Annotated in this window: 20 protein-coding genes, 1 pseudogene and 1 other annotated feature; of the genes and pseudogenes, 5 read left to right on the top strand and 16 right to left on the bottom strand. The window is 61.0% G+C overall.

Annotated elements, in window-relative coordinates; translation table 11 throughout:
* Window positions 1–8: 8 nt before the first annotated feature.
* Window positions 9–962: a galactofuranose ABC transporter, galactofuranose-binding protein YtfQ gene (gene ytfQ, locus AC0VX3_RS20845; protein ID WP_348143647.1), complete on the bottom strand. Its 954-nt coding sequence runs from the start codon at window positions 960–962 to the stop codon at window positions 9–11.
* 245 nt (window positions 963–1,207) lie between these two features.
* Here ytfQ and AC0VX3_RS20840 point away from each other — a divergent pair, with 245 nt between their 5' ends.
* Window positions 1,208–2,095, top strand: a complete 888-nt coding sequence (locus tag AC0VX3_RS20840) for an LAPAL motif-containing putative phage structural protein (protein WP_475522130.1) — start codon at window positions 1,208–1,210, stop codon at window positions 2,093–2,095.
* Window position 2,096: 1 nt separating this feature from the next.
* Here the strand turns inward: AC0VX3_RS20840 and AC0VX3_RS20835 are convergent, their stop codons facing one another.
* A complete protein-coding gene (locus AC0VX3_RS20835) occupies window positions 2,097–2,318 on the bottom strand; it encodes a DUF6471 domain-containing protein (RefSeq protein WP_475522129.1) in 222 nt (73 codons plus the stop codon).
* Window positions 2,319–2,424: 106 nt separating this feature from the next.
* On the opposite strand from AC0VX3_RS20835, the pseudogene AC0VX3_RS20830 reads away from it, so the two are divergent.
* A pseudogene (locus AC0VX3_RS20830) lies at window positions 2,425–2,703 on the top strand (transposase); the annotation flags it as partial.
* Between the two features lie 39 nt (window positions 2,704–2,742).
* On the opposite strand, the gene AC0VX3_RS20825 reads toward AC0VX3_RS20830, so the two are convergent.
* The 6 genes from AC0VX3_RS20825 to AC0VX3_RS20800 form a co-directional block, all read right to left on the bottom strand.
* Window positions 2,743–3,971, bottom strand: a protein-coding gene (locus AC0VX3_RS20825) for an IS3 family transposase (protein WP_475521913.1) whose coding sequence is annotated in 2 segments (ribosomal slippage) — window positions 2,743–3,683 and window positions 3,683–3,971 — 1,230 coding nt in all. Because the reading frame shifts where the segments join, the coding sequence is not laid out codon by codon here.
* Window positions 3,574–3,690 (bottom strand) — a sequence feature (AL1L pseudoknot). Its footprint overlaps the gene before it by 117 nt.
* A gap of 677 nt (window positions 3,972–4,648) precedes the next feature.
* Window positions 4,649–5,809, bottom strand: coding sequence for a Gfo/Idh/MocA family protein (locus AC0VX3_RS20820; RefSeq protein ID WP_475522128.1), 1,161 nt, complete (start codon window positions 5,807–5,809; stop codon window positions 4,649–4,651).
* A 236-nt stretch (window positions 5,810–6,045) separates the two neighbouring features.
* Window positions 6,046–7,101 carry a sugar phosphate isomerase/epimerase family protein gene (locus AC0VX3_RS20815; RefSeq protein ID WP_475522127.1) on the bottom strand — a complete coding sequence of 352 codons (1,056 nt, stop codon included), beginning with the start codon at window positions 7,099–7,101 and terminating at the stop codon, window positions 6,046–6,048.
* Window positions 7,102–7,185: 84 nt separating this feature from the next.
* On the bottom strand, window positions 7,186–8,136 hold the full coding sequence (locus AC0VX3_RS20810) for a substrate-binding domain-containing protein (protein WP_475525216.1): 951 nt from the start codon (window positions 8,134–8,136) through the stop codon (window positions 7,186–7,188).
* 96 nt (window positions 8,137–8,232) lie between these two features.
* Complete coding sequence (locus AC0VX3_RS20805) at window positions 8,233–9,249, bottom strand: ABC transporter permease (RefSeq protein ID WP_475525215.1); 1,017 nt, start codon at window positions 9,247–9,249, stop codon at window positions 8,233–8,235.
* 2 nt (window positions 9,250–9,251) lie between these two features.
* Complete coding sequence (locus AC0VX3_RS20800; protein WP_475522126.1) at window positions 9,252–10,775, bottom strand: sugar ABC transporter ATP-binding protein; 1,524 nt, start codon at window positions 10,773–10,775, stop codon at window positions 9,252–9,254.
* Window positions 10,776–10,977: 202 nt separating this feature from the next.
* Between AC0VX3_RS20800 and AC0VX3_RS20795 the strand changes: the two genes are divergently transcribed.
* A complete protein-coding gene (locus tag AC0VX3_RS20795; protein WP_475522125.1) occupies window positions 10,978–12,003 on the top strand; it encodes a LacI family DNA-binding transcriptional regulator in 1,026 nt (341 codons plus the stop codon).
* 11 nt (window positions 12,004–12,014) lie between these two features.
* On the opposite strand, the gene AC0VX3_RS20790 is transcribed toward AC0VX3_RS20795, so the two are convergent.
* From AC0VX3_RS20790 to AC0VX3_RS20755, 8 genes are all read right to left on the bottom strand, one after another.
* Complete coding sequence (locus AC0VX3_RS20790) at window positions 12,015–13,130, bottom strand: isocitrate/isopropylmalate dehydrogenase family protein (protein ID WP_475522124.1); 1,116 nt, start codon at window positions 13,128–13,130, stop codon at window positions 12,015–12,017.
* A 12-nt stretch (window positions 13,131–13,142) separates the two neighbouring features.
* The gene (otnC, locus tag AC0VX3_RS20785) at window positions 13,143–13,790 is read right to left on the bottom strand and encodes a 3-oxo-tetronate 4-phosphate decarboxylase (RefSeq protein ID WP_475522123.1); all 648 of its coding nucleotides are present in this window, start codon (window positions 13,788–13,790) and stop codon (window positions 13,143–13,145) included.
* Entirely contained in the window at window positions 13,787–15,019 is a 1,233-nt protein-coding gene (otnK, locus tag AC0VX3_RS20780; RefSeq protein WP_475522122.1) for a 3-oxo-tetronate kinase, read from the bottom strand. The genes otnC and otnK overlap by 4 nt, the downstream gene beginning before the upstream one ends.
* Entirely contained in the window at window positions 15,016–15,813 is a 798-nt protein-coding gene (locus AC0VX3_RS20775; RefSeq protein ID WP_475522121.1) for an N-acyl homoserine lactonase family protein, read from the bottom strand. The genes otnK and AC0VX3_RS20775 overlap by 4 nt, the downstream gene beginning before the upstream one ends.
* Complete coding sequence (locus AC0VX3_RS20770; protein WP_475522120.1) at window positions 15,810–16,100, bottom strand: putative quinol monooxygenase; 291 nt, start codon at window positions 16,098–16,100, stop codon at window positions 15,810–15,812. The genes AC0VX3_RS20775 and AC0VX3_RS20770 overlap by 4 nt, the downstream gene beginning before the upstream one ends.
* A gap of 14 nt (window positions 16,101–16,114) precedes the next feature.
* Window positions 16,115–17,398, bottom strand: a complete 1,284-nt coding sequence (locus tag AC0VX3_RS20765; protein WP_475522119.1) for a TRAP transporter large permease — start codon at window positions 17,396–17,398, stop codon at window positions 16,115–16,117.
* Window positions 17,395–17,925 carry a TRAP transporter small permease gene (locus AC0VX3_RS20760; protein WP_342894624.1) on the bottom strand — a complete coding sequence of 177 codons (531 nt, stop codon included), beginning with the start codon at window positions 17,923–17,925 and terminating at the stop codon, window positions 17,395–17,397. Before AC0VX3_RS20760 ends, AC0VX3_RS20765 begins: the two co-directional genes overlap by 4 nt.
* An 80-nt stretch (window positions 17,926–18,005) precedes the next feature.
* Complete coding sequence (locus AC0VX3_RS20755) at window positions 18,006–19,019, bottom strand: TRAP transporter substrate-binding protein (RefSeq protein WP_475522118.1); 1,014 nt, start codon at window positions 19,017–19,019, stop codon at window positions 18,006–18,008.
* A gap of 187 nt (window positions 19,020–19,206) precedes the next feature.
* Here AC0VX3_RS20755 and AC0VX3_RS20750 point away from each other — a divergent pair, with 187 nt between their 5' ends.
* Window positions 19,207–20,244, top strand: coding sequence for a Gfo/Idh/MocA family protein (locus AC0VX3_RS20750; protein ID WP_475522117.1), 1,038 nt, complete (start codon window positions 19,207–19,209; stop codon window positions 20,242–20,244).
* The gene (locus tag AC0VX3_RS20745; RefSeq protein WP_342894627.1) at window positions 20,237–20,911 is read left to right on the top strand and encodes a GntR family transcriptional regulator; all 675 of its coding nucleotides are present in this window, start codon (window positions 20,237–20,239) and stop codon (window positions 20,909–20,911) included. Before AC0VX3_RS20750 ends, AC0VX3_RS20745 begins: the two co-directional genes overlap by 8 nt.
* The last annotated feature ends 9 nt before the right edge of the window (window positions 20,912–20,920 follow it).

Genomic DNA, 20,920 nt, shown 5'->3' with positions numbered 1-20,920 from the left:
GATGCCAATCAGTATCCCAGGTCTTTCTTCATCTCGTAGATGGCCATGTTGTCATCCTTGAGCGTGTAGAGTTTGGACTCGGTCTGGATCCACTTCGGCGGGGTCGTGCCGTCCGACAGATAGACTTCAAGCGCGTCCAGGGCGGGGCCGGCCATGTTCGGGGTCAGCTCGATGGTGGCATTCGCCTCGCCGTTCGCCATGGCCAGATGAATGTCCGGAACGCTGTCGATGGACACGACCTTGATGTCCTCGCCCGGCTTCAGTCCTGCTTCCTTGATGGCCTGGATCGCTCCGACGGCCATGTCGTCGTTATGGGCGTAGAGTGCACAGATGTTGGCGCCGCCGACAGCCTTCAGGAAACTTTCCATCACGACCTTGCCTTGGCTGCGGGTAAAGTCGCCGGTCTGGCTGCGGACGATGGTCAGATTGTCGTGACCGGCAATGGCTTCCTCAAAGCCTGTTTTCCGGTCGATCGCCGGAGAGGAGCCGGTGGTGCCCTGCAATTCGACGATGTCGCATTTGGCACCGGCTGTCTCGTCGACCAGCCATTGTCCGGCAACCCGTCCCTCATGCACGAGGTCGGAGGTGACGGCGGTCATGTAAAGGTCATCGGGCGCGTCGACCGTGCGGTCCAGCAGGACCACCGGGATTTCCGCATCCCTGGCTTCTTCCAGAACCTCATCCCAGCCGGTCGCGACCACCGGTGCGAGCAGGATGGCATCGACGCCCTGGGCGACGAAGGACCGGATCGCCTTGATCTGGTTTTCCTGTTTCTGCTGGGCATCGGCGAATTTCAGATTGATGCCCCGCTTTTCCGCTTCCTGCCTGGTCACGGTCGTCTCGGCGGCACGCCAGCCGGATTCAGATCCGATCTGCGAAAATCCGATGGTCAGGTCGGCCGCCATGGCGCTCATCGGAACGAACGACATCGCCCCGGCAACAAGCATTGCCTTGAATTTCATAGTCTCCTCCACAAGGTTATTTTTCCTCACAGGGTCATTAAGTAATACTTTATTACTTTTGTAAAGTGCCCCGCGATTTTCCGAGGGCCGATCATGAAAAAGCCCGGGCAGGGATGCCCGGGCTCAGACTGCTGAGAAAACTGAAATCGCTCGGCATTAGGTAGCAAACGCACCAATTATTGCCGCTCTGGATGGAGTGTGGAATGATACACGCTTTAAGTGTCGAATATACGGACCACCGACCAATGAAGCCTGCCGATGCGGATTATGGCGTCACAATAGATTTTGAGCGTGGAACTTCTGATCCTGAAAGGGTCTTTGAGGCTATGGTCAAAGCTCTTGGTGGCTTCAAAGATATTGATCGTCTCGTTTTGGGCGCTGCCGATCCAGACCTCACTCCCATCATGGTTCTTGAAGACGTTGAAGCGGCTTCAATCACTTCGTGGGTGAAAAACAAGGTCTCTGCCATTGACGATATGGCACTGAAAGAGTTCGATATAAAGCAACAAGTTGGAAAATATGCCGTAAAGGCTAAATATCGAATCCTTAAATATTTGGACGAGCGACTAGTGAAGGAAGAAGCCGCCCGATTAGAAAAACTTCGCGATGATCTATACAAGCTTGCGACAGAAAACCCGACCGCAAGAACGTTACCTTTGCCCAACAGAATACCGCTGGAAGACCTCACAAAGCCATTGGACAAAATCCAAGACGCAAAGAGACTGCTCGGCCCCTCCGATAGGATGATCTTCAAAGACGAGAGTGGAACCCACGAACTGGACAAGTCAGTTACAAAAAAACCTTCAAGTTACGTGAAAGAAATAGAAAAAGACAGCGTTGGTGAAATGGAGATGATACTCACAATTCGCAAGCCTGATCTACTTGGAAATTCTCAATGGGAGTTCCGACACGGAAAAGATTCTTTAAGCGCTAACATTGAAGACGATTATTGGCTGGAATCTCTTCACAAAGGGGAAGTGAGCATTGTTTCAGGAAGCGGAATCTCATGCACTGTTGCCTACAAGTATGAATATGACGACAGAGGGAACCTGCTTTCCAAGCACCATGATATCGTCAAAGTGCATCGCGTGATTGTCCCACCAAGTGAGTCCCAATCAGATATGCCTGTCTGAATTATAGGCGGACCTCTTGTGTTCCCACAGCCTGCAAGCAAGCCAATAGGAATGCCGCGCTAAACTTCCCCCGGCTTAGCTTGTTCCTGATATTTGCCTCTTTCTCTTCAACTCCTATCGCCGCTAGCCGGTCCACGAGTTGCGCGTAGGTCACTCCCTGTCGTTTCAATTCAGCTTTCAGGAGATTAGCCGCACGGGCTTCCCAGTCCGTCTTTTCTGCCATGACGTACCTCGTTTGATGCAAAAAGTATCGTTATTGATACATATGCACTTGTAAACGATACATCAACGTACCGCATTCGATGCATAAACATCGGAAGCGGTACGTTATGGCGCAGCACTTCCTTCTTTCGGCAAAAGCACGAACCCTCTCCCTGAAATCCATCTACCAGGGTGGTGAGGAAAAGGCTTATGACACCTTCCGCAAGATCCGTTGGAATGAGACGGAAGGCGATGCCATGTGCCCGCGCTGCGGCGGCTGTGACACTTACGACATTCCGACCCGGCGCAAGTTCAAGTGTGCTGCCTGCGGTCATCAGTTTTCAGTCACTAGCGGAAACATCTTCGCAAGCCGCAAGATGTCTTTCACGGACCTGCTGGCCGCGATCTGAACCGCCCCGGGTTTTCCGGAGGCTGTTTGGTTTAAGTTATGCTGCGACCGCCGGTTGATCCAGCGTGGCGTAGTATCGTTCCTCCGCTTCAGCCGGAGGGATGTTTCCTATGGGCTCCAGAAGACGCCGGTGATTGAACCAGTCGACCCATTCGAGTGTGGCAAACTCGACGGCTTCGCAGTTGCGCCACGGTCCACGTCGATGAATGACCTCGGCCTTGTAAAGACCGTTGATCGTTTCGGCGAGAGCATTGTCATATGAGTCGCCTACGCTCCCGACCGAGGGCTCAATGCCTGCTTCTGCCAGCCGCTCGGAATAGCGAATGGACACGTACTGGACACCCCTGTCCGAGTGATGCACGAGGCCACCGCCATGAACGGGACGTCGGTCATGAAGTGCTTGCTCCAGGGCATCAAGAACGAAGGTCGCATGCGCCGTCCTGCTGACACGCCAGCCGACGATACGCCGGGCAAATGCATCGATGACGAAAGCGACGTAGACGAAGCCCTGCCAGGTGGACACATATGTGAAATCCGAAACCCAGAGCCTGTTCGGTGCCGGAGCCCTGAACTGACGGTTCACGCGGTCGAGCGGACTGGGTGCCGACTTGTCCGGAAACGTCGTTTTGACCGGCTTGCCACGGATGATCCCTTGAAGCCCCATCGCCCTCATGAGCCGCGCCACGGTGCAACGGGCGACATCGAAGCCCTCCCGCTGCAATTGCCGCCAGACCTTGCGCACGCCATAGACCCGGAAGTTCTCTTCGAACACACGACGGATCTCGATCTTCAGAGCGATATCGCGGCGACCACGCGCCGACAGACGACCCGCATCGACCCGTTTGGCGATGGCATGGTAATAAGTCGACGGGGCAATCGGCAGCAGTTTGCAGATCGGCTCGACCCCGAGCACCGAACGGTGTTCATCAATGAAGGAAATCATCGCTTCAGTGGGCGGTCGAGCTCCGCCTGAGCAAAATAAGCAGACGCCTTACGCAGGATCTCATTGGCCTGGCGAAGCTCACGGTTTTCCCGCTCCAGAGCCTTCATCTTATCGGTCATCTCGCTCGGGATACCCGGCCTGGAGCCGTTGTTCACCTCGGCCTTCTTCACCCACTCGTTCAGCGTGTGCGCCGAGCAACCGATCTTCGCCGAAATCGAAACGATCGCCTGCCAGCGTGACCCGTGCTGGCTCTCATTATCCAGCACAAAGCGGACCGCTCGTTCACGTACTTCAGGGGAAAACTTGTTCGTCGTTTTGCTCATGGTGCTCCATCCTACTCAGGAGTTGGAGCCTCCGGCAAACCCGGGGCGGTTCAAAGCGCTAACAACGCCGACACAATTGCACCCCATTTCCATTCCCCTCAGAAACGACACACCCCTGTTTCCGCATTCCCCCTAGAACGCGTGACACGTTGTTCGTGGGCTTCACCATGTACGCGCGGTCGTTCGGGTTGTCCCCGCGCTACTGAGCGATCTGCAACGCGATCTGACGGCTTGTTACAGGTTCTGTAGCGGTTCGAAGGATGCTGGACACTTTCCGCCCTATCTCTCCGCGCTTGTGCTGCTTCTTGCCTACGTCCTTGGGCATGAGCGCGTCGTAATCAGCCTCGAAGTCCAGCAATCGGAGAACGCGGTCGATTGCAGCAATGTCGCTACTGGCGGTAGCGTGAAGCCTGCGCAGCTCCTGAGCCTGGTGGCAGAGTTCCACCCTCTTCGCCAGCAAGCCCCGGATGGTCTGATCGTAGCTTTTAAGTTTAGCCGGTTTCATGACAACGCATTGTAGAAAACCAGCCGAATTTTGCCGCTTATGATTTGGTGCGTTTGCTACCTAATGCCGAAATCGTTCTCTCGTGATCCCGGCAAGGCGAAGCGCGCGCCGGGATCACGATGAAAAGCCTTGGCAAGAGACCGAGCGGAGACGGCCGCTGGTTCTGCCTGCCTCAGTGGTCCAGTTTCACCCAGGCGGAATTGCGTGCCGAGGAGCGGACGCAGGCATCGATGAACTGTTCGCCTGCCAGCCCGTCTTCAATGCCCGGCACCAGCGAGTTCGTTGACTTGCCGTTCCGGTGAGCCCGGATGGCGTCGGCCGCTTCCGTATAAAGATTGGCGAAGCCTTCCAGATACCCTTCCGGATGGCCGGGCGGGACACGGGTGGTCGATGTAAGCCCGGCGGACATGCCGGCGCCGCCGCGGGTGATCAGTCTCTGGGGTTCGCCGAACGGCGTGAACCGGAGATAGTTCGGGTCTTCCTGGTGCCATTCCAGCCCGCCCTTTTCGCCGTAGACCCGGATCTTGAGATTGTTCTCGTTGCCGGGTGCCACCTGCGAGCACCACAGCATGCCGCGCGCGCCGCCATCGAACCGCAGCATGACATGGGCATTGTCGTCGACCTTCCGGCCGGGCACGAAGGACTGGAGATCGGCTGCCAGGCTCTCGGCAGTCAGCCCGGTGATGAAACTGGCCAGATTGAAGGCATGCGTGCCGATGTCGCCCGTCGATCCGCCGATGCCGGTGCGGGCCGGATCCGTGCGCCAGTCCGCCTGCTTGTTGTGCACATCGACCGACAGCCAGTCTTGCGCGTATTCGACCTGCACGACGCGGATCTTGCCGAGATCGCCGTTTGCGACCAGCTCGCGCGCCTGGCGCACCATCGGGTAGCCGGTGTAGTTGTGGGTCAGGAAGAACAGGGCATCGGAACTTTTCGCGGCCTTCACCAACTTCTTCGCATCGCCGAGCGTCGAGGTCAGCGGCTTGTCGCAGATGACATGGATGCCGCGCTTCAGGAATTCCTTCGCCACGGGATAATGCATGTGGTTCGGAGTGACGATGGCGACGGCCTCGATACCGGCCTTCAGCCGCGCTTCACGCTTGGCCATGTCGGCAAACGATCCGTAGATCCGGTCTTCCTTCAAGTCGAGCGCGCGGCCGGACTCCAGAGCCTTTTGCGGAGTGGAGGACAGGGCTCCGGCGACCAGGTTAAAGTGACCGTCGATGCGCGCCGCGATCCGGTGCACCGCGCCGATGAAGGCATCCTTGCCGCCGCCGACCATGCCCAGCCGTACCGGCCGCACATGGTTGTTGTCTGTTCCGTCAGTGGCCATGTTGTCTCCTCCTGCATTGTTTTTCCGGTCCGCGCCGGACTGCTGAAACGATTGAACCGCAAAAAAAACCTCATCCCGAGCAGGACCGGAAGGTCCGTCTTGCGGCACGGGCGGATTGCTCCCGAACGCGCGGCCCAACGTTCGGGGCAGCGCTTTCGCGCGTACTCGGGACAAGGATGATTGGCCGATTGCCTTCGAGCAAGGCTGTTGCACGGGCAATCCGTTCGCCTCGCGGCCTACCCGATCCCCAGCATCTTCCGGTTGGCTGCATCATCACTACCGCCACCGGCAAAATCGTCAAAGGCCTTTTCCGTCACGCGGATGATGTGATCGGCGACGAACTGCGCGCCTTCGCGAGCGCCGTCCTCCGGGTGTTTCAGACAGCATTCCCATTCGACCACCGCCCAGCCGTCGAAGTCGATCGCGGCCAACTTGGAAAAGACCGCGCCGAAATCGACCTGCCCGTCGCCGAGCGACCGAAACCGGCCGGCCCGATCGACCCAGGATTGGTAACCGCCATAGACGCCCTGGCGTCCGGTCGGATTGAACTCCGCGTCCTTGACGTGGAACATGCCGATCCGGTCCCGGTAGATATCGATATTGTCCAGGTAGTCCAGGCATTGCAGCACGTAGTGCGAAGGATCGTAGAGCATCTTGCAGCGGCTGTGGCCGCCCAGACGCTCCAGGAACATCTCGAAGGTGATGCCGTCGTGAAGGTCCTCGCCAGGGTGGATTTCGTAACACACGTCCACTCCCATTTCGTCGGCGTAATCCAGGATCGGCCGCCAGCGCCGGGCGAGCTCGTCGAACGCGGTCTCGACCAGGCCGGCGGGCCGCTGCGGCCACGGGTAAACATAGGGCCAGGCGAGCGCGCCGGAAAAGGTCGCATGCGCCGGGATGCCGAGATTGCGGCTCGCCGCCAGGGCAAGCTTGACCTGGTCCACGGCCCAGGCCTGCCGTGCGGCCGGATTGCCGCGCACTTCCGCAATGGCAAAGCCGTCGAAAACCGTGTCATAGGCCGGATGAACCGCCACCAGCTGGCCCTGCAGATGTGTCGAGAGTTCGGTGATTTCGACGCCGTTCTCCCTGGCGACGCCTGCGAAGTCTTCGCAGTAGGTCTTGGAACTGGCTGCCTTTTCAAGGTCGATCAGACGCGCGTCCCAGCTTGGCACCTGAACGCCGAGATAACCGCAATCGGCGGCCCATTTCGTGATCGAACCCCAGGAATTGAACGGTGCGTCGTCCCCGGCAAACTGCGCAAGGAACAGGGCAGGGCCTTTGATCGTCTTCATGACTGTCTCCCGGATTTAGGAATTTCGAAACAAAAAGGGCCGGAACCCCATCGCGGCAGGTTCCGGCCCGCTACTTCCGGTGCCTTAGAACGGCGAATCCGGGAAGTAGTAACTTTCCGCGTTTTCAGGCGTGATCAGCGTCGCGCCCAGAATGTAGCGGCCGGCAACCGGTCCGTTGGACTTGAACGCCGAGACCGTCGCATCCATGGCGGTTGCAATCATCGCGGGCGGGTAGAGCACATCCACCGGAATGAGGCCCTCTCCATCCATGATGCCCTTGATGATTTCCTTCATGCCCGCACCGCCGACGACAAACATGCCGTCACCGTCGCGGCCTGCCTGTTTCAGGGCGGCGACCACCCCGATGGCGATGTCGTCATCCTGGGCCCAGACCGCGTCGATGTCGGGGAAGCGGGACAGGAAGTCCTGCATCACCTCGAAACCGTCGTCGCGGTTCCAGTTGGCGTGTTTGTGGTCGAGCACGTTGATGCCGGAGCCCTCGATTTCCGCCATGAACGCGTCGAAGCGCTCATTGTCGATCACAGTCGGGATGCCGCGCAGGACAACGATGTTGTCGCCGTCCTTCAGCCGTGTTTTCATGTATTGCGCCGACACCCGGCCGAGTTCCGGGTTGTTGCCCGCCACATAAAGATCCTCGATGCCCGGCTGGCTGAGGCCGCGATCGACAACCGTGATCCAGGCGCCGGACTTCTTGACGTTCAGTACCGGGTCGGTGAGCGGTTCGGATTCGAACGGCAGCACGACCAGCGCGTCGATCTGATGCACGGAGACCAGATCTTCAAGAGCACCGGCCTGTGCTTCCGGATCCGGCGAGTTGACCAGGATGAGGTCAACGTCCGGATAAAGTTTTTCGAGCCGTTCTTCCGCCTGTTCCGCGTGCCAGTTCATGCCGGCGGCCCAGGCGTGTGTCGGGGTCGGGTAACTGACACCGATCTTGATCTTGTCCTGTCCGGCGACCGGGCCGGCGAATGCCAGCATTCCGGTTACCGCTATCGCTCCCACGACTTTCTTCATGAGCATGGTTTCCTCCTCCAATGCCTGCCAAATGAACGCACCTCTCCCGTCCGGTGCGCACCGGTTCTATTCCTGGGGGACGGGTCCCGATCGGTATTATTTGCTCTTGCCGAACTTCCAGTCGCTGCGCTGCAGAAAGACCGCAACGATGATGATCAGGCCCTGCATGGTTCCATTCAGGTAGTTCGAGATCAGGTCCGTGAAGTTCAAAATGTTGCCGATGGTGGTCAGGATCAGCGCACCCAGGATCGTCCCGCCGATCCGTCCGTAGCCGCCTTTCAGCACGGTGCCGCCGATGATCACTGCGGCAATCGCCTCCAACTCCCACAACACGCCGGTGGACGCCGAAGCCGAGCCGAGGCGCGGCACATAGATGATGGTGGCGAAGGCGACGCACAGGCCCTGAATGACATAGGTGAGCGTCTTGACCCGGTCGACATTGATCGCCGAATACTTGGCAACGGCTTCATTCGAGCCGATGGCCGTGCAATAGCGTCCGAAGGCCGTCCGGTTGAGGAGCAGCCAGCCGCAGATGGCCACCGCGATGAACACCCACACAGGGAAGGGCAGGCCGAGAAAGCTGTCGTAATAGACCGGCCGGTAGGTGCCGCGCACCCCGAAGTCCAGCGAAAGCGTGCCGCCGTCGGCGAAATAGGTGACCAGCGACCGGTAGATGCCCATGGTCCCGAGGGTCACGATGAAGGCCTCGATCTTGCCCCTGGTCGTCAGCGTGCCGTTGATCCAGCCGGCGCCGATACCCAGAATGATGGCGACGCCGCAGCCGAGCAGCACGGTCGCGATCCCGGTTCCCAGGGTATCGACGGCGCTGTCCATGACGATGATCATGACGCCGGCAATGGCTGCCGCCATGGACCCGACGGACAGGTCGATGCCTCCGGCGGTGATCACGAAGGTCGCCCCGACCGCGATGATGCCGATGAAGGCCGACCGGGTCAGAAGGTTGGTCAGGTTGCCTTCGCTGATGAAGGCGGGATTTAGAAGGAACCCGATCAGGCACAGCAGCAGCAGCGCGATCGCGGGGCCGAGGGTCTTGAAATCGACGGACCTTCTCTTTGCCGGCTTGGCCGCGGTATTTTCGGATGCGGTCATCATGGTCAATGGAGGTCCTCCCGCTTGAGACCGGCGGCATAGCGCATGATTTCGTTCTCGTTGATATGGTCGCCGGTCAGCACGCCGGTTATGTGGCCTTCACGCATCACGACGACCCTGTGGCAGATGCCGATGATCTCCGGCATTTCGGAGGAGATCACGACCACGGAAACACCTTCGGCGGCCAGCGCGGCGATGAAATGATAGATCTGCTGCTTGGTGCCGACATCGATGCCGCGGGTCGGCTCGTCGATGATGACGATCTTCGGATCGCCTTCCATGATCTTGGCCAGCAGCAGCTTCTGCTGATTCCCCCCGGACAGCTTGCCGACGGTGATGTCCCTGTCCTTTGCCCGGACATCGAAGCGGCGAATGGCCCGGTTCAGCGCGGTCTCTTCCGCCTTGCGGTCGATGCCGAAATTCCGGACGAATTTCGGCAGGGCGAACAGGGTCAGGTTCGGCTGCATCTTCTTGTCGAGCAGCAGTCCTTTTTCTTTCCTGTCCTTGGTGAGATAGGCAAGACCGAGGTCGCGTGCCTGCGCGACGGTCATGGGGCCGATGTCGCGTCCAAAAAGCCGTATGGTGCCGCCTTCGACCGGCGCGAGTCCGCAGATGGCCTCGAATATCGCCGTTCGCCCTGACCCGATCAGGCCTGAAAAACCCAGTATTTCACCCTTGCGCAAGCCGAAACTGACCGGCCCGGCACCCGGGGTGCGGACATTCTCGACGTCAAGCACCACGTCCGCATCCACATCCGCCTCATGCATCGGCGGATAGAGATCGGAGAGCTCCCGGCCGACCATCATCTGAGCCATCAGGTCCGGCGTCAGGTCACTGGACGCGCGGGTCTCGATCCATTGGCCGTCGCGCAGGATGGTCACCCGGTCGGCAATGGCCTTGACCTCGCTCAGCTTGTGGGAAACGAAGACAATGCCGACACCGCTCTGTTTCAGCTTTTCGACCTGCCGGAAGAACACTTGCGTTTCCTCTTCCGTCAGCACCGCGGTCGGTTCGTCCATGATCAGGATACGGGCGTTGCGACTGACGGCCTTGACGATCTCGACCATCTGCTTCTGTGCGATGGTCAGGTCGGAAATGCGGTCGCCCGGATGGATGTCGAGGCCGATCTCGTCGAGATGTTTCTGAACGATCGCGCGCATCGCAGCCTTGTCCAGCAAGCCTTTCGACTTCATCTCGCGTCCCAGGAACACATTCTCTTCGACCGTCATCTGTTCGGCGAGATTGAGTTCCTGGTGAATGAGAATGATGCCGAGCCTCTCGGCAGCGCCATTGGCAGGGAGGACGGTTTTCTCGCCGTCTAGCCGGATCTGGCCGGATGTCGGGTCCTGAAATCCCGAAAGGATTTTCATGAGGGTCGATTTGCCCGCGCCGTTCTCGCCGATCAGCGCATGCACTTCGCCCGGACGCACATCCATGCTGACGCTGAACAGCACCGGGACGGGTCCAAAGGATTTGCTGATGTTGACAGCCTCGATGATCGCCGCCGGTGCGGACGTCTCCAGGTTCATTCTTGTGTCCTCCCAAGCGCCAAATTCCTCAATCCCATTGGCGCCACGATCAAAATGTAAACGTTTTCATAATTCATGTAAACCTTTACATAGATAAATGAAAACCTTTTCATCGTGTGCGCTGCGCAGTATACAGCTAAGAGGCCGTGAAGATTCATGCGCTTACAAAGTGCCCGCGCTGCACCATGCCCGAGAGAAAAAAATGAGCGAACCGGTAGAGCGGCCGGCCACCATTGAAGATGTTGCAAAGCTCGCGGGCGTTTCGATCGCGACCGTCAGCCGGGCCTTGCGCTCGCCGGAGAAGGTCGCGGAGAGCACGCGCAAGAAGGTCACTGCCGCCATTGCCCGCACCGGCTATACCGCCAACGCGATGGCACAGAACCTGCGCATGCAGCGCTCGCGGATGGTGCTTGTGCTGGCAGCCTCCATCGCCGACCCGAATTTCGCCGGTATCCTGACGGGCCTGGAAAAGGCCGCCGCCGACCGGGGGTATGGCGTCCTGATCGGGAACACGGAAGGCACCACCGGCATCGAACAGACCTACTTGCGCTTCCTGTCGACAGGCATGGCCGACGGCCTTGTGCTCCTGACCGGGCACATTCCGGTCGCCGGTGAGCCGCAGGCACCCTTGAGCACCTTGCCTCCCATCGTGGCGACCGAGCGACCGCTCGCACGTGCCGAAATAAGCTATGTCGGGGTCGACAACGTCGCCGCCGCCAAGCTGGCGACCGAATACCTGATCTCCCTCGGCCACAGGAAGATCACCTACATTTCAGGAGGTGTGGCGGATGTGCGCAGCGATCTGCGCCATGCCGGCTATCGTCAGGGCCTGAAGGAAACGCCGGAGCGCCCGCGCGACTGGCGGGTCGAAGGCGACGGAACCGCCGAAAGCGGGCGGGCCGCCGTCGAACGCCTGTTCATAAAGGACGATTTGCCGACCGCGTTTTTCTGCTTCAATGACAACACGGCGATGGGCGTGATCTCTGCGCTGCATCTGCGCGGCTACAACGTGCCGGGAGATTTTTCGGTTCTCGGGTTCGACGACATTCCGTTCGCCAACAATTTCACCCCCGGGCTGACCACGATCCGCCAGCCCAGACACCACATCGGCGAACTTGCCATGAACATTCTGCTCGACCGGCTGGCCAACCGCTCGCTCGAAACCCGGACCCGTCTTCTGCATGGAGACCTGATCGTCCGGGAAAGCTGCGCGGGAGTGCGCCGGTAAGGGTGCCGGCCTTACGCGCCCGCCGCGGTCCTTGAGCTTTGGGATCCGGACACCCGCGTCAGCAGTTCGCTGGTGACGGCCCGTGTGCCCATTTCGCCGCCGAATTCCATCGGCCTGAGCATGTTGTCCTCAAAGCCCTGATCGACGGCCATGTTTATCAGGTTCGCGGCATCGGCAAAGGCAGGGCGGTCCATCTTCTCGGCGAGATAGTCCAGCATCAGCGCGGCGCTCAGGATGGCCGCCAGGGGATTGGCCTTGTCCTGACCCATGATGTCCGGGGCGCTGCCGTGAGCGGGCTGGAACAGACCGGTCTTGTCGCCGATCTCGCCGCAGGCGGCCATGCCCATGCCGCCGACCAGCCCACCGGCCAGATCCGACAGGATGTCGCCGAACATGTTCTCCATCACCAGCACGTCGAATTCCCAGGGCTTGCGCACCAGGTCGAGGGCCATTGCGTCAACGTAGTTGTAGCCGACCGGAACGTCCGGAAAGGTCCCTTTGACCTCGTCGAACAACTGCCGGAAAAAGGCCAGGGACGTGAACACATTGGCCTTGTCGACGCAGGTGAGACTGCCGGGCCTGCCGCGCTCGCGGCGCTTGCGCGCCAGACGGAAGGCGAAGTCGTGCAGCTTGGTCGTGGTCTTGCGGGTGATCCGCAGGACATCCTTAACCTCCTCGTCATTGACGACGAGGCTGCGATTGTGAACCGCTGCGGAATAGAACAGGCCTTCGGTCGACTCCCGCAGGATGACAAGGTCGATCCCGGCGGCTCTCGAGTCGGCAAGCCGTTGCGGCGCGTTCGGATAGGCCTTCACCGGCCGGACGCCGGCGTACAGCCCGAAGCGGTCGCGCAGGCGCAGATGCGGCGAGACTTCCGTGCCGTCGGCATGCCGGATCGCCGGCAGGCCGATGGCCCCGAGGAAAATCGCGTCCGCGGTTTCCGCGCGCGCTTCACCATCCGGCTCGATGTCGGACCCGGTTTCGCTGAAATAGCCGGCCCCGGCGTTGATTGTGTCATAGACGGGCTGCGGCTGGCCGGTTCGCCGCAAGGCAGCTTCCATCACCGCCATTGCCGCCTCGGCGACATCGACGCCGATCCCGTCACCTTTTATCAGGGCTATCTTCATGGGTATTCGTCCTTAACGCCAGTCAATGTCGAAGCGGTCGACAATCCGGGCAACTTGCTGATCATTCAAAGAGGTGGCGGCCGTTCCGCGAAGCAGAAGGGCCAGCCGTGCAGTGGCTTCCAGTTCTTCCGTGGCGAAGACCGCCGCGTCCAGGTCCTTGCCGGCAACCACGGGACCGTGGTTGGCCAGAAGGACCGCGGACCGCTTGCCGGCAAGGCCCCGCACGGCCTCGCCCATGGCCGGGTCGCCGGGCACGAAAAACGGCAGCAGCTGCACCTTGCCGAGCTGCATGATCCCGTAGGCGGTCAGCGGCGGCAGGACGTTGTCGGGGTCGATCTCGGGCAACAGCGACAGTGCTAACGAGTGACAGGAGTGAAGATGCACGACGGCCCCGGTGCCGTGACGGGTTTCGTAGAAAGCCGCATGCAGCGGCATCTCCTTCGTCGGCGCATCGCCCGAAAGCAGTCTGCCCTCGACCGAAAGGTGACTGATCTGCACCGGATCCAGCGTGCCCATGGACGATCCTGTCGGGGTCACCAGCAGGCTGCCGTCCGACAGCCGGACGGAAATGTTGCCGGTCGATCCGTGGGTGAGACCACGGTCGAACATCGACTTCGCCATCCGGCAGATCTGTTCGCGTGTCGCGGCTCTTTCGCTCATGCCGAACCCTCCAGAATGGCGAGAGCCTCGGAGAAGAATGCCGGGCCGCCGAAATTGCCGGACTTGAGCGCGAGCGCCAGTGGGCGGTCGGTCACCTTGAGCGCCGGCACGCCTGCGGCGATCCTCGGGCCGATCTGCAGCATGTCCGCCTGCAGACCGGAAGCCACGGCGCCGGACGTCTCGCCGCCGGCGACCACGATCCGTTTGATGCCAGCCTCTGCCAGCGCCGCTGCCAGGCCGGCGAACAGCGTTTCGATCGCCTGCGCACTTTGGTCCCGGCCATGGCGGGCCTGGGCGGCTGCCACGACCTGCGGATCTGCGGAGGAATACAGGAGGGGAGGCGTGTCCTGTGCCAGGGTCCAGTCGACGAGCTCCTGCAACGACAGTTTTTGCGCAAGGATATCGTCCACCGGGAGTTCCCGCGACGGCGCCGACGCCTTGTAGATGCCCACCTGGTTGCGGGTTGCGGAAGAGCAGGACCCGGACAGGACAACTGCCTTGCCGGGGACGCCTGTCCAGGGGGAGCGGCCCGGCGAGAAGCCGAAGTTCCGCGGCAGTCCGAGCGCGATGCCGGAGCCGCCGGTCAGCAGCTTGCACGCCGCTGCCGCGTGTCCGAGCGCGACCAGATCCTCGTTGCGGATGGCATCGACGATCACCATCGCCTTGCCGGCGGCTGCCGCGCTCCATTTGATGGCGTCCGCCCCCGACCACACAGTGCCAATGGCGACATGGCCGACTTCCCAGCTTGTCTGCTTGCGCAGAACACGGCGCAGGTCGGGATCCGTCATCGGTGTCAGCGGATGGTTCTGCATGCCGCTTTCGCTGAGCAGGAGGTCCTTGACGAACAGGTGACCCTGATAGACCGAACGGCCGGTCTCCGGAAAGGCCGGGCAGACAAGGACGCAGGTCTCGCCGAGCCGGTCCGCGAGCGCTTCCGTGACCGGTCCGATATTGCCCTGGTCGGTGGAATCGAAAGTGGAGCAGATCTTGAAGACGATCTGCGTGCAGCCCTGGGCGAGGAGCCAGTCGCAGGCCTTCAGCGACTGCGCAACGGCCTCCCGTGCCGGCAGGGTGCGGGATTTCAGGGCGACCACACCGGCTTCGACGGCGGCGTCGGCGGCACGCTCCGGGACGCCGACGAACTGCGTCGTCGGCATGCCGCCTTCCGACAGCATCAGGGCGATGTCGGAAGCGCCCGTGAAATCATCCGCGATCACACCGAGCTTCATGCGCCGATCCTCTCGAGCGGCCCGTGGTCGAGGCGCACGATGTGATCGGGGCCGTGGACCGGGAACAGCTTGCGCACCAGCGGGTCGTGGCCCGGGATGACCAGATCGTTCGAGCTGGCGAGGGTCTGGATCTTCCGGAATCCGTCCAGCATGTCTTCCATGTTGACGACGATCGGAAACGGCTTGGCATGCAGGAAGTTCTCGTAATAGTGCGACGCGTCCGAGGCCAGGCACATCCAGCCGGCTTCGGTCAGGACACGGACCACCTGCAGTCCCCTGCTGTGGCCGCCCGTGCGGTGAACGGTGACGCCCTCACGGACCTCGCCGTCGCCCTCGTGAAAGATTACCCGTCCGGAATAGAGCCTTTGCACGGCCTCGCAGACGTGATCGGCGGTGAAGGGCGCATTGAGCGTGCCGTGGCACATGCAGGGACCCGTGGCGTAGGCCATTTCGGCGGCCTGCAGATGAATGGTTGCCTCGGGGAAATACTTCAGCCCGCCGGCATGGTCATAGTGCAGATGAGTCACGATGAGCGTCGAGACATCGTCCGGGCGGATCCCGAGCGGCGCCAGGGCTTCGGCCGGGTTCAGCCGGACCGGCCGGCCGCGGCGATCGCCCTCCTCGTGGTCATAGCCGGTGTCGACCAGCAGGACCTCGTCGTCCCTGCGCAGCACCCAGAAGAAATAGTCCATTTCGTGCGGCTGGTCGTGATTGTCGTCGAAAAGGAAGCTGTCCTTGCGCGTCCGCGCGTTCCGGTCGGCATATTTGACGGCGAAGACGTGCCAGGGGGTCATTGGGCCACCTTGGTAAAGGTCTGGACCGTCTTGCCGGAGATCATGTCCGTGACGGCGGCGTCGAAACTCTTGAAATGTGGCGTCGCCAGATGTGTCTTGAAGGCAGCTTCATCGTCATAGAGCTCGTAGAGAAAGACCTCGTCGGGCCGGGCCGGATCGCTGCAGACATCGAATTGCCGGCACCCCGGCTCGGTCTTGAGGGAGATCGTGGCATTTTCGCTCATCAGCGGCAGGAAGGCATCAGCCTGACCTTGCCGTATCTTGAACATCACCGTGACTGCGAACATCGGTTTTCTCCTTGTCACCGGAACAGGTGCACCATACCCATCGAAATGAACGGAATGTAGGTCACGGCGAGAAGCGCGATGATGGCGGCCACGTAGAGAGGGGCCATCTTGCGCGCAATGGACAGCACGCCGACCCCCGATATCCGCGAGGCCACATAGAGTGTAGCGCCGACCGGCGGCGTGAACAGGCCAACGGCCACGTTGCAGGTCATGATGACCCCGAGATGGACCGGATCGACTCCGAAGGCCTTGGCCGTCGGCAGGAACAGAGGCGCCGTCAGAAGGATGGCCGGGACCGGATCAAGCACGAGACCGAGGATCAGGAGCACAATGTTGACCAGAAGCAGGAACATCCAGGGTCCGGATGAGAAGTCCTGCACGAAAGCGACCAGGATCTGTGGCATCTGCTCAAGCGTGATCAGCCAGCCGAGCACCGTCGTCGCCCCGATCACCACCATCACCACGGAACTGGTGACAAAGGAATCGATCAGCAGGCGCGGAAGGTCCCGCAGCTTGAAGTCGCGATAGACGACGGTGGTCACGAACAGCCCGTAGACGACGGCAAGCGCGGCGGCCTCGGTCGGCGTCACCCAGCCGGTGAAGATGCCGCCGAGGATCAGCACCGGCATGAACAGCGCCGGTGCGGTGCCGATGAAGGACGTGGTCAGCTCCTTGAGTGTTGTGGTGCGGCCGCCGGGGTCGCATTTTGTGGTCTTGCCGACATAATAGCACACGGCCATGAACAGGGATCCGAACAGGATGCCCGGAACCATGCCGCCAAGGAACAGGTCCGCGACGGAGACATTGCCGACGAACCCGTAGATCAGCATCGGAATGGAGGGTGGAATGATGATGCCGATCGTTCCGGCTGCCGCCACCAGTCCGGCCGCGAACGCCGTATTGTAGCCTTCACGGGACATGTTCTTGATCATGACGGATCCGATGGCCGCGCTGTCGGCGATGGCCGAACCGGAAATGCCGCCGAAGATCATCGACGCACCGACGACAACCATGCCGAGACCGCCGGCCATGAAACCGAAGGCCGCGCGGGCAAAGCCGATGATGCGCAGGCCGACGCCGCCACGGCTCATCATTTCCCCGGCGACTATGAACAAGGGAATCGCCAGGAAGTGGTTCGGTTCCACGCCGCCGATGAAATTCAGGAACAGGGCCTGCAGCGGATAGCCGAGATCGAAGACGATGATCGGCAGGACGGCCGTGATCAGGATCGCCCAGACCAGCGGAACGCCGAGAAAGACGGAGCCGAGGAAAACGGCAACGACAAAAAGCAGGATCATGACAGGGCCTCGCCGCCATCGGAATGGGATGCATGGGGAACGACCGGGTTCCGGAAATCGTATGCCATGTTGAAGAGATGGAAGATCAGCGTCACCGTCATGCCCGCGGGCATGGACGCATAGAGCAGTCCGACCGGCCAGTAGAGCACCGTCGTCTTCTGAGCCCAGGTGTGGACGCAGATGAGATAGCCGGTATAGATCAGGCTGATCAGCAGCACGGCGATGAGTATGTCGATCGCCACGGACAGGATCCGCTGGCCGGTGTAGGGGATCAGCCTCTCGACGATCTCCGTCACTCGCATGTGCGCGCCGCGCGCGATGGCCGCCGCGCAGCCCAGAAACGTGCTCCAAAGCAGCAGGAAGCTGGTCACCTCCAGCGACCAGGCCAGGTCAAACCCGGCGAAACCGCGAAGCCAGGCGTTGCAGAACACCAGCGTGACGATCGAAAAGCCGCCAAGCGCCAGGCAAATGTCGACCAGATGGCTGAGCCAGCGCAGCACAGCCGGGTAATGCTCTCGGTAATCCAAGGCTCTTCTCATTCAGGAAAGGGCCGGAACCCCGGGAAGGCAGTCCCTCGGGTTCCGGCAAGTTTCACCCTAGGACTTGATCAGTTCTGGGCCGGGAGTTTTTCGCGGATGGCTGCGGCATCGGCCAGGATCTTGTCGACCGCTTCGTCGCCGTAGACGTCCTTTGCCTTGGCGTAGACGGACTGGACCGCATCGCGGAACGGTCCGATCTCCGGAACGCTGACCTTGGCACCGGCTTCCTCCATTTCGGTGAGCTGGCTGTCAACGGAGTTCTTGACGAGGTCACGGCTGAAGGCCGCGGATTCCGCTGCGGCCTTCAGGACCGCTTCCCGGTCCTCGTCGGAAAAGGACTGCCAGGTTTTCTCGGCGATCGTCAGCGGCAACGGGCTGTAGACGTGACGCGTCAACGTGATGTAAGGCGCCACTTCGTAGAAGCGCAGCGACTTGATGGTGTCGACCGGGTTTTCCTGGCCGTTCACGATGCCCTGCTGAATGGAGAGATAGACATCGGTGATCGGCATGACGACGGTCTGAAAGCCGATGGCTTCCATCGACCAGCGAATCATGTCGTTTGGAAAGACGCGCATCTTCATGGATTGGGCGTCTTCAGGCGAAGCCAGCGGTTCATTGGTGGTGAAGCTGCGAAATCCCGCTTCCCAGGTGCCGAGAACGCGGAAGCCCTTTTCCGGCAGCTTGGCGAACTCGCCCTGAAGCCACTCCGAATTGTCATAGAGTTCCCAGCCCTGCTCGTAGGTATCGACCAGGAACGGCATGGCCGTCAGGTTGAGGGAAGGCAGGTGGGTGGCGTAGCTGCCGGTCGCCGAGACGGTGAAGTCGACGCCGCCAAGCTGCAACAGTTCGATCGCCTTCGGATCGTTGGCGAGCTGTCCTGACGGGAAAATCTGCACCTCGTAGCGTCCGTCAGTGTAGTCCGCGACTTTCTCCGCGAACAGTTCGGCCGCAGCCTGGCGCGAGCCGCCCGGATTGTCCGTATGGCTGAACCGCAGGGTTTCGACGGCCTCGGCGCCGCCGATGCCGGCGGTCAGGATCGCCGCGCTCAAGAGCAGGCGGCTCAATGATTTCTTGTCAAGCATTTCAGTCTCCTCCCACGGCCGCTCCATAGGCCGTATCAATTTACACATTTGATTGCGTATACGTAAACCAATCCCTTGTCAACGTGACGAATGTCGACTATCAAAAAATCCATTGATCCCCGGCTTTGCCCTAATGTCCGGTGACACATGAAAAAGGCCCTGGAACAGGGTGGGAGGAGAACCTGAGATGAAGAACGGCCCACAGACCCTGCGCGTTGCCTGTCTTGGAGCCGGATATTTCTCCCGGTTCCACTATGACGCCTGGCAGCGGACGGACCGTGTCCAGATGGTCGGTGCCTGCGACCGGGAGCAGGACAAGGCCACGGCGACCGGCCTGACCGCTTTCACCGATCTCGGCCGCATGCTGGAAATGGCGAAGCCCGATGTGCTCGACATCATCACACCGCCGCCGAGCCATCTGGCTGCGATCAGACTGGCGGTCGAACACGGCGTCAGGGCGATCATCTGCCAGAAGCCGTTCTGCACCTCGCTGGACGAGGCCGGGGAGGCAACGGCGCTTGCGGAAGCGGCGGGCGTGACGCTTGTGGTTCACGAGAATTTCCGATTCCAGCCCTGGTACCGGACGATGCGGCAGGCACTCGACACCGGGCTCATCGGCGACGTGCTCCAGTTCACCTTCCGCCTGCGCACGGGAGACGGGCAGGGGCCGCGGGCCTATCTCGACCGCCAGCCCTATTTCCAGGACATGCCAAGGTTTCTGATCCATGAAACCGGTGTCCACTGGATCGACACGTTCCGGTACCTGCTGGGCGAGCCGGTCGCCGTCTACGCGGATCTCCGCCGTCTCAACCCGGTCATCAAGGGGGAGGACGCGGGTTATTTCATCTTCGACCACGACAACGGGGTCCGCGCGCTGTTCGACGGCAACCGTCTGCTCGATCATGCCGCCGAAAACTGCCGCACGACGTTGGGCGAGGCCCTCGCGGAAGGCACCAGGGGCACCTTGACACTTTCCGGCGACGGTTCCGTGCGGCTGCGTTCTTTTGGCGATCAGGAGGGCAAAGTGCTGCTTGAGGCCAGGGCCTGGCCGGGCTTCGGGGGCGATTGCGTCAAGAATCTGATAGACCACGTTGTGAGTGGTATTCTCGACGGAACGCCGCTGGAGAATCGCGCGCGTGACTATCTCAAGGTGATCGCCATAGAACAGGCTTTGTATGAATCCGACCGGCTGGGCCTGAAAATCCGGGAGATCGACAGTGCTTGAGGCGTCAAAACCCAAGACCATCACCACCCAGGCGATGGAACAGATCCGCCAGTTGATCTTCGACGGCGAACTGGCGGCGGGCTCCGATCATCTGGAAAGCGAACTGGCCGACAGGCTCGGCATGTCGCGCACACCCGTGCGCGAGGCGACCCTGATGCTTGCCCAGCAGGGACTGCTGGAAGTGCGCCCGCGCAAGGGCGTCCGGATCGCGACCCTGTCACGCACCGACATGGAAGAGATCTATGCCGTCCTGACGGAACTCGAAGCCCTGGCGGCGGAGGAAGCCGCCTCCAAAGGGTATACCGAGGAGGACCTCGGCGCGTTGAAACAGTCCATCGAGGCGATGGAGGAGGCCTTGAAGAACGAGGACCGGGAAGCCTGGGCCGTCGCCGATCACGCCTTTCATGCCGAACTCGTGCGCCTGGGCGGCAATTCCCGCGTGCAGTCGATCGTCTCGATGATGGCCAATCAGGTGCGCCGCGCCCGCGCGATGACGCTCTATATCCGGCCGTTGCCGGTCAGGTCCAACGAGGACCACCGGGCGGTGTTCGACGCGATTCGCAAGGGAGACGCCGCCGCCGCCCGCGAGCGCCACAGGAGCCACCGCCAGCACGCCCGCGAGGTCCTGATCGATCTCCTGAAGAAGCACAAGCTGTTTCAGCTCTGACCCGGGGGC

It is taken from the genome of Roseibium sp. QJM3NY_11 (assembly GCF_056173175.1).
Note: the sequence above shows the minus strand (reverse complement) of the source record. Positions and strands in the feature narration are given on the sequence as shown.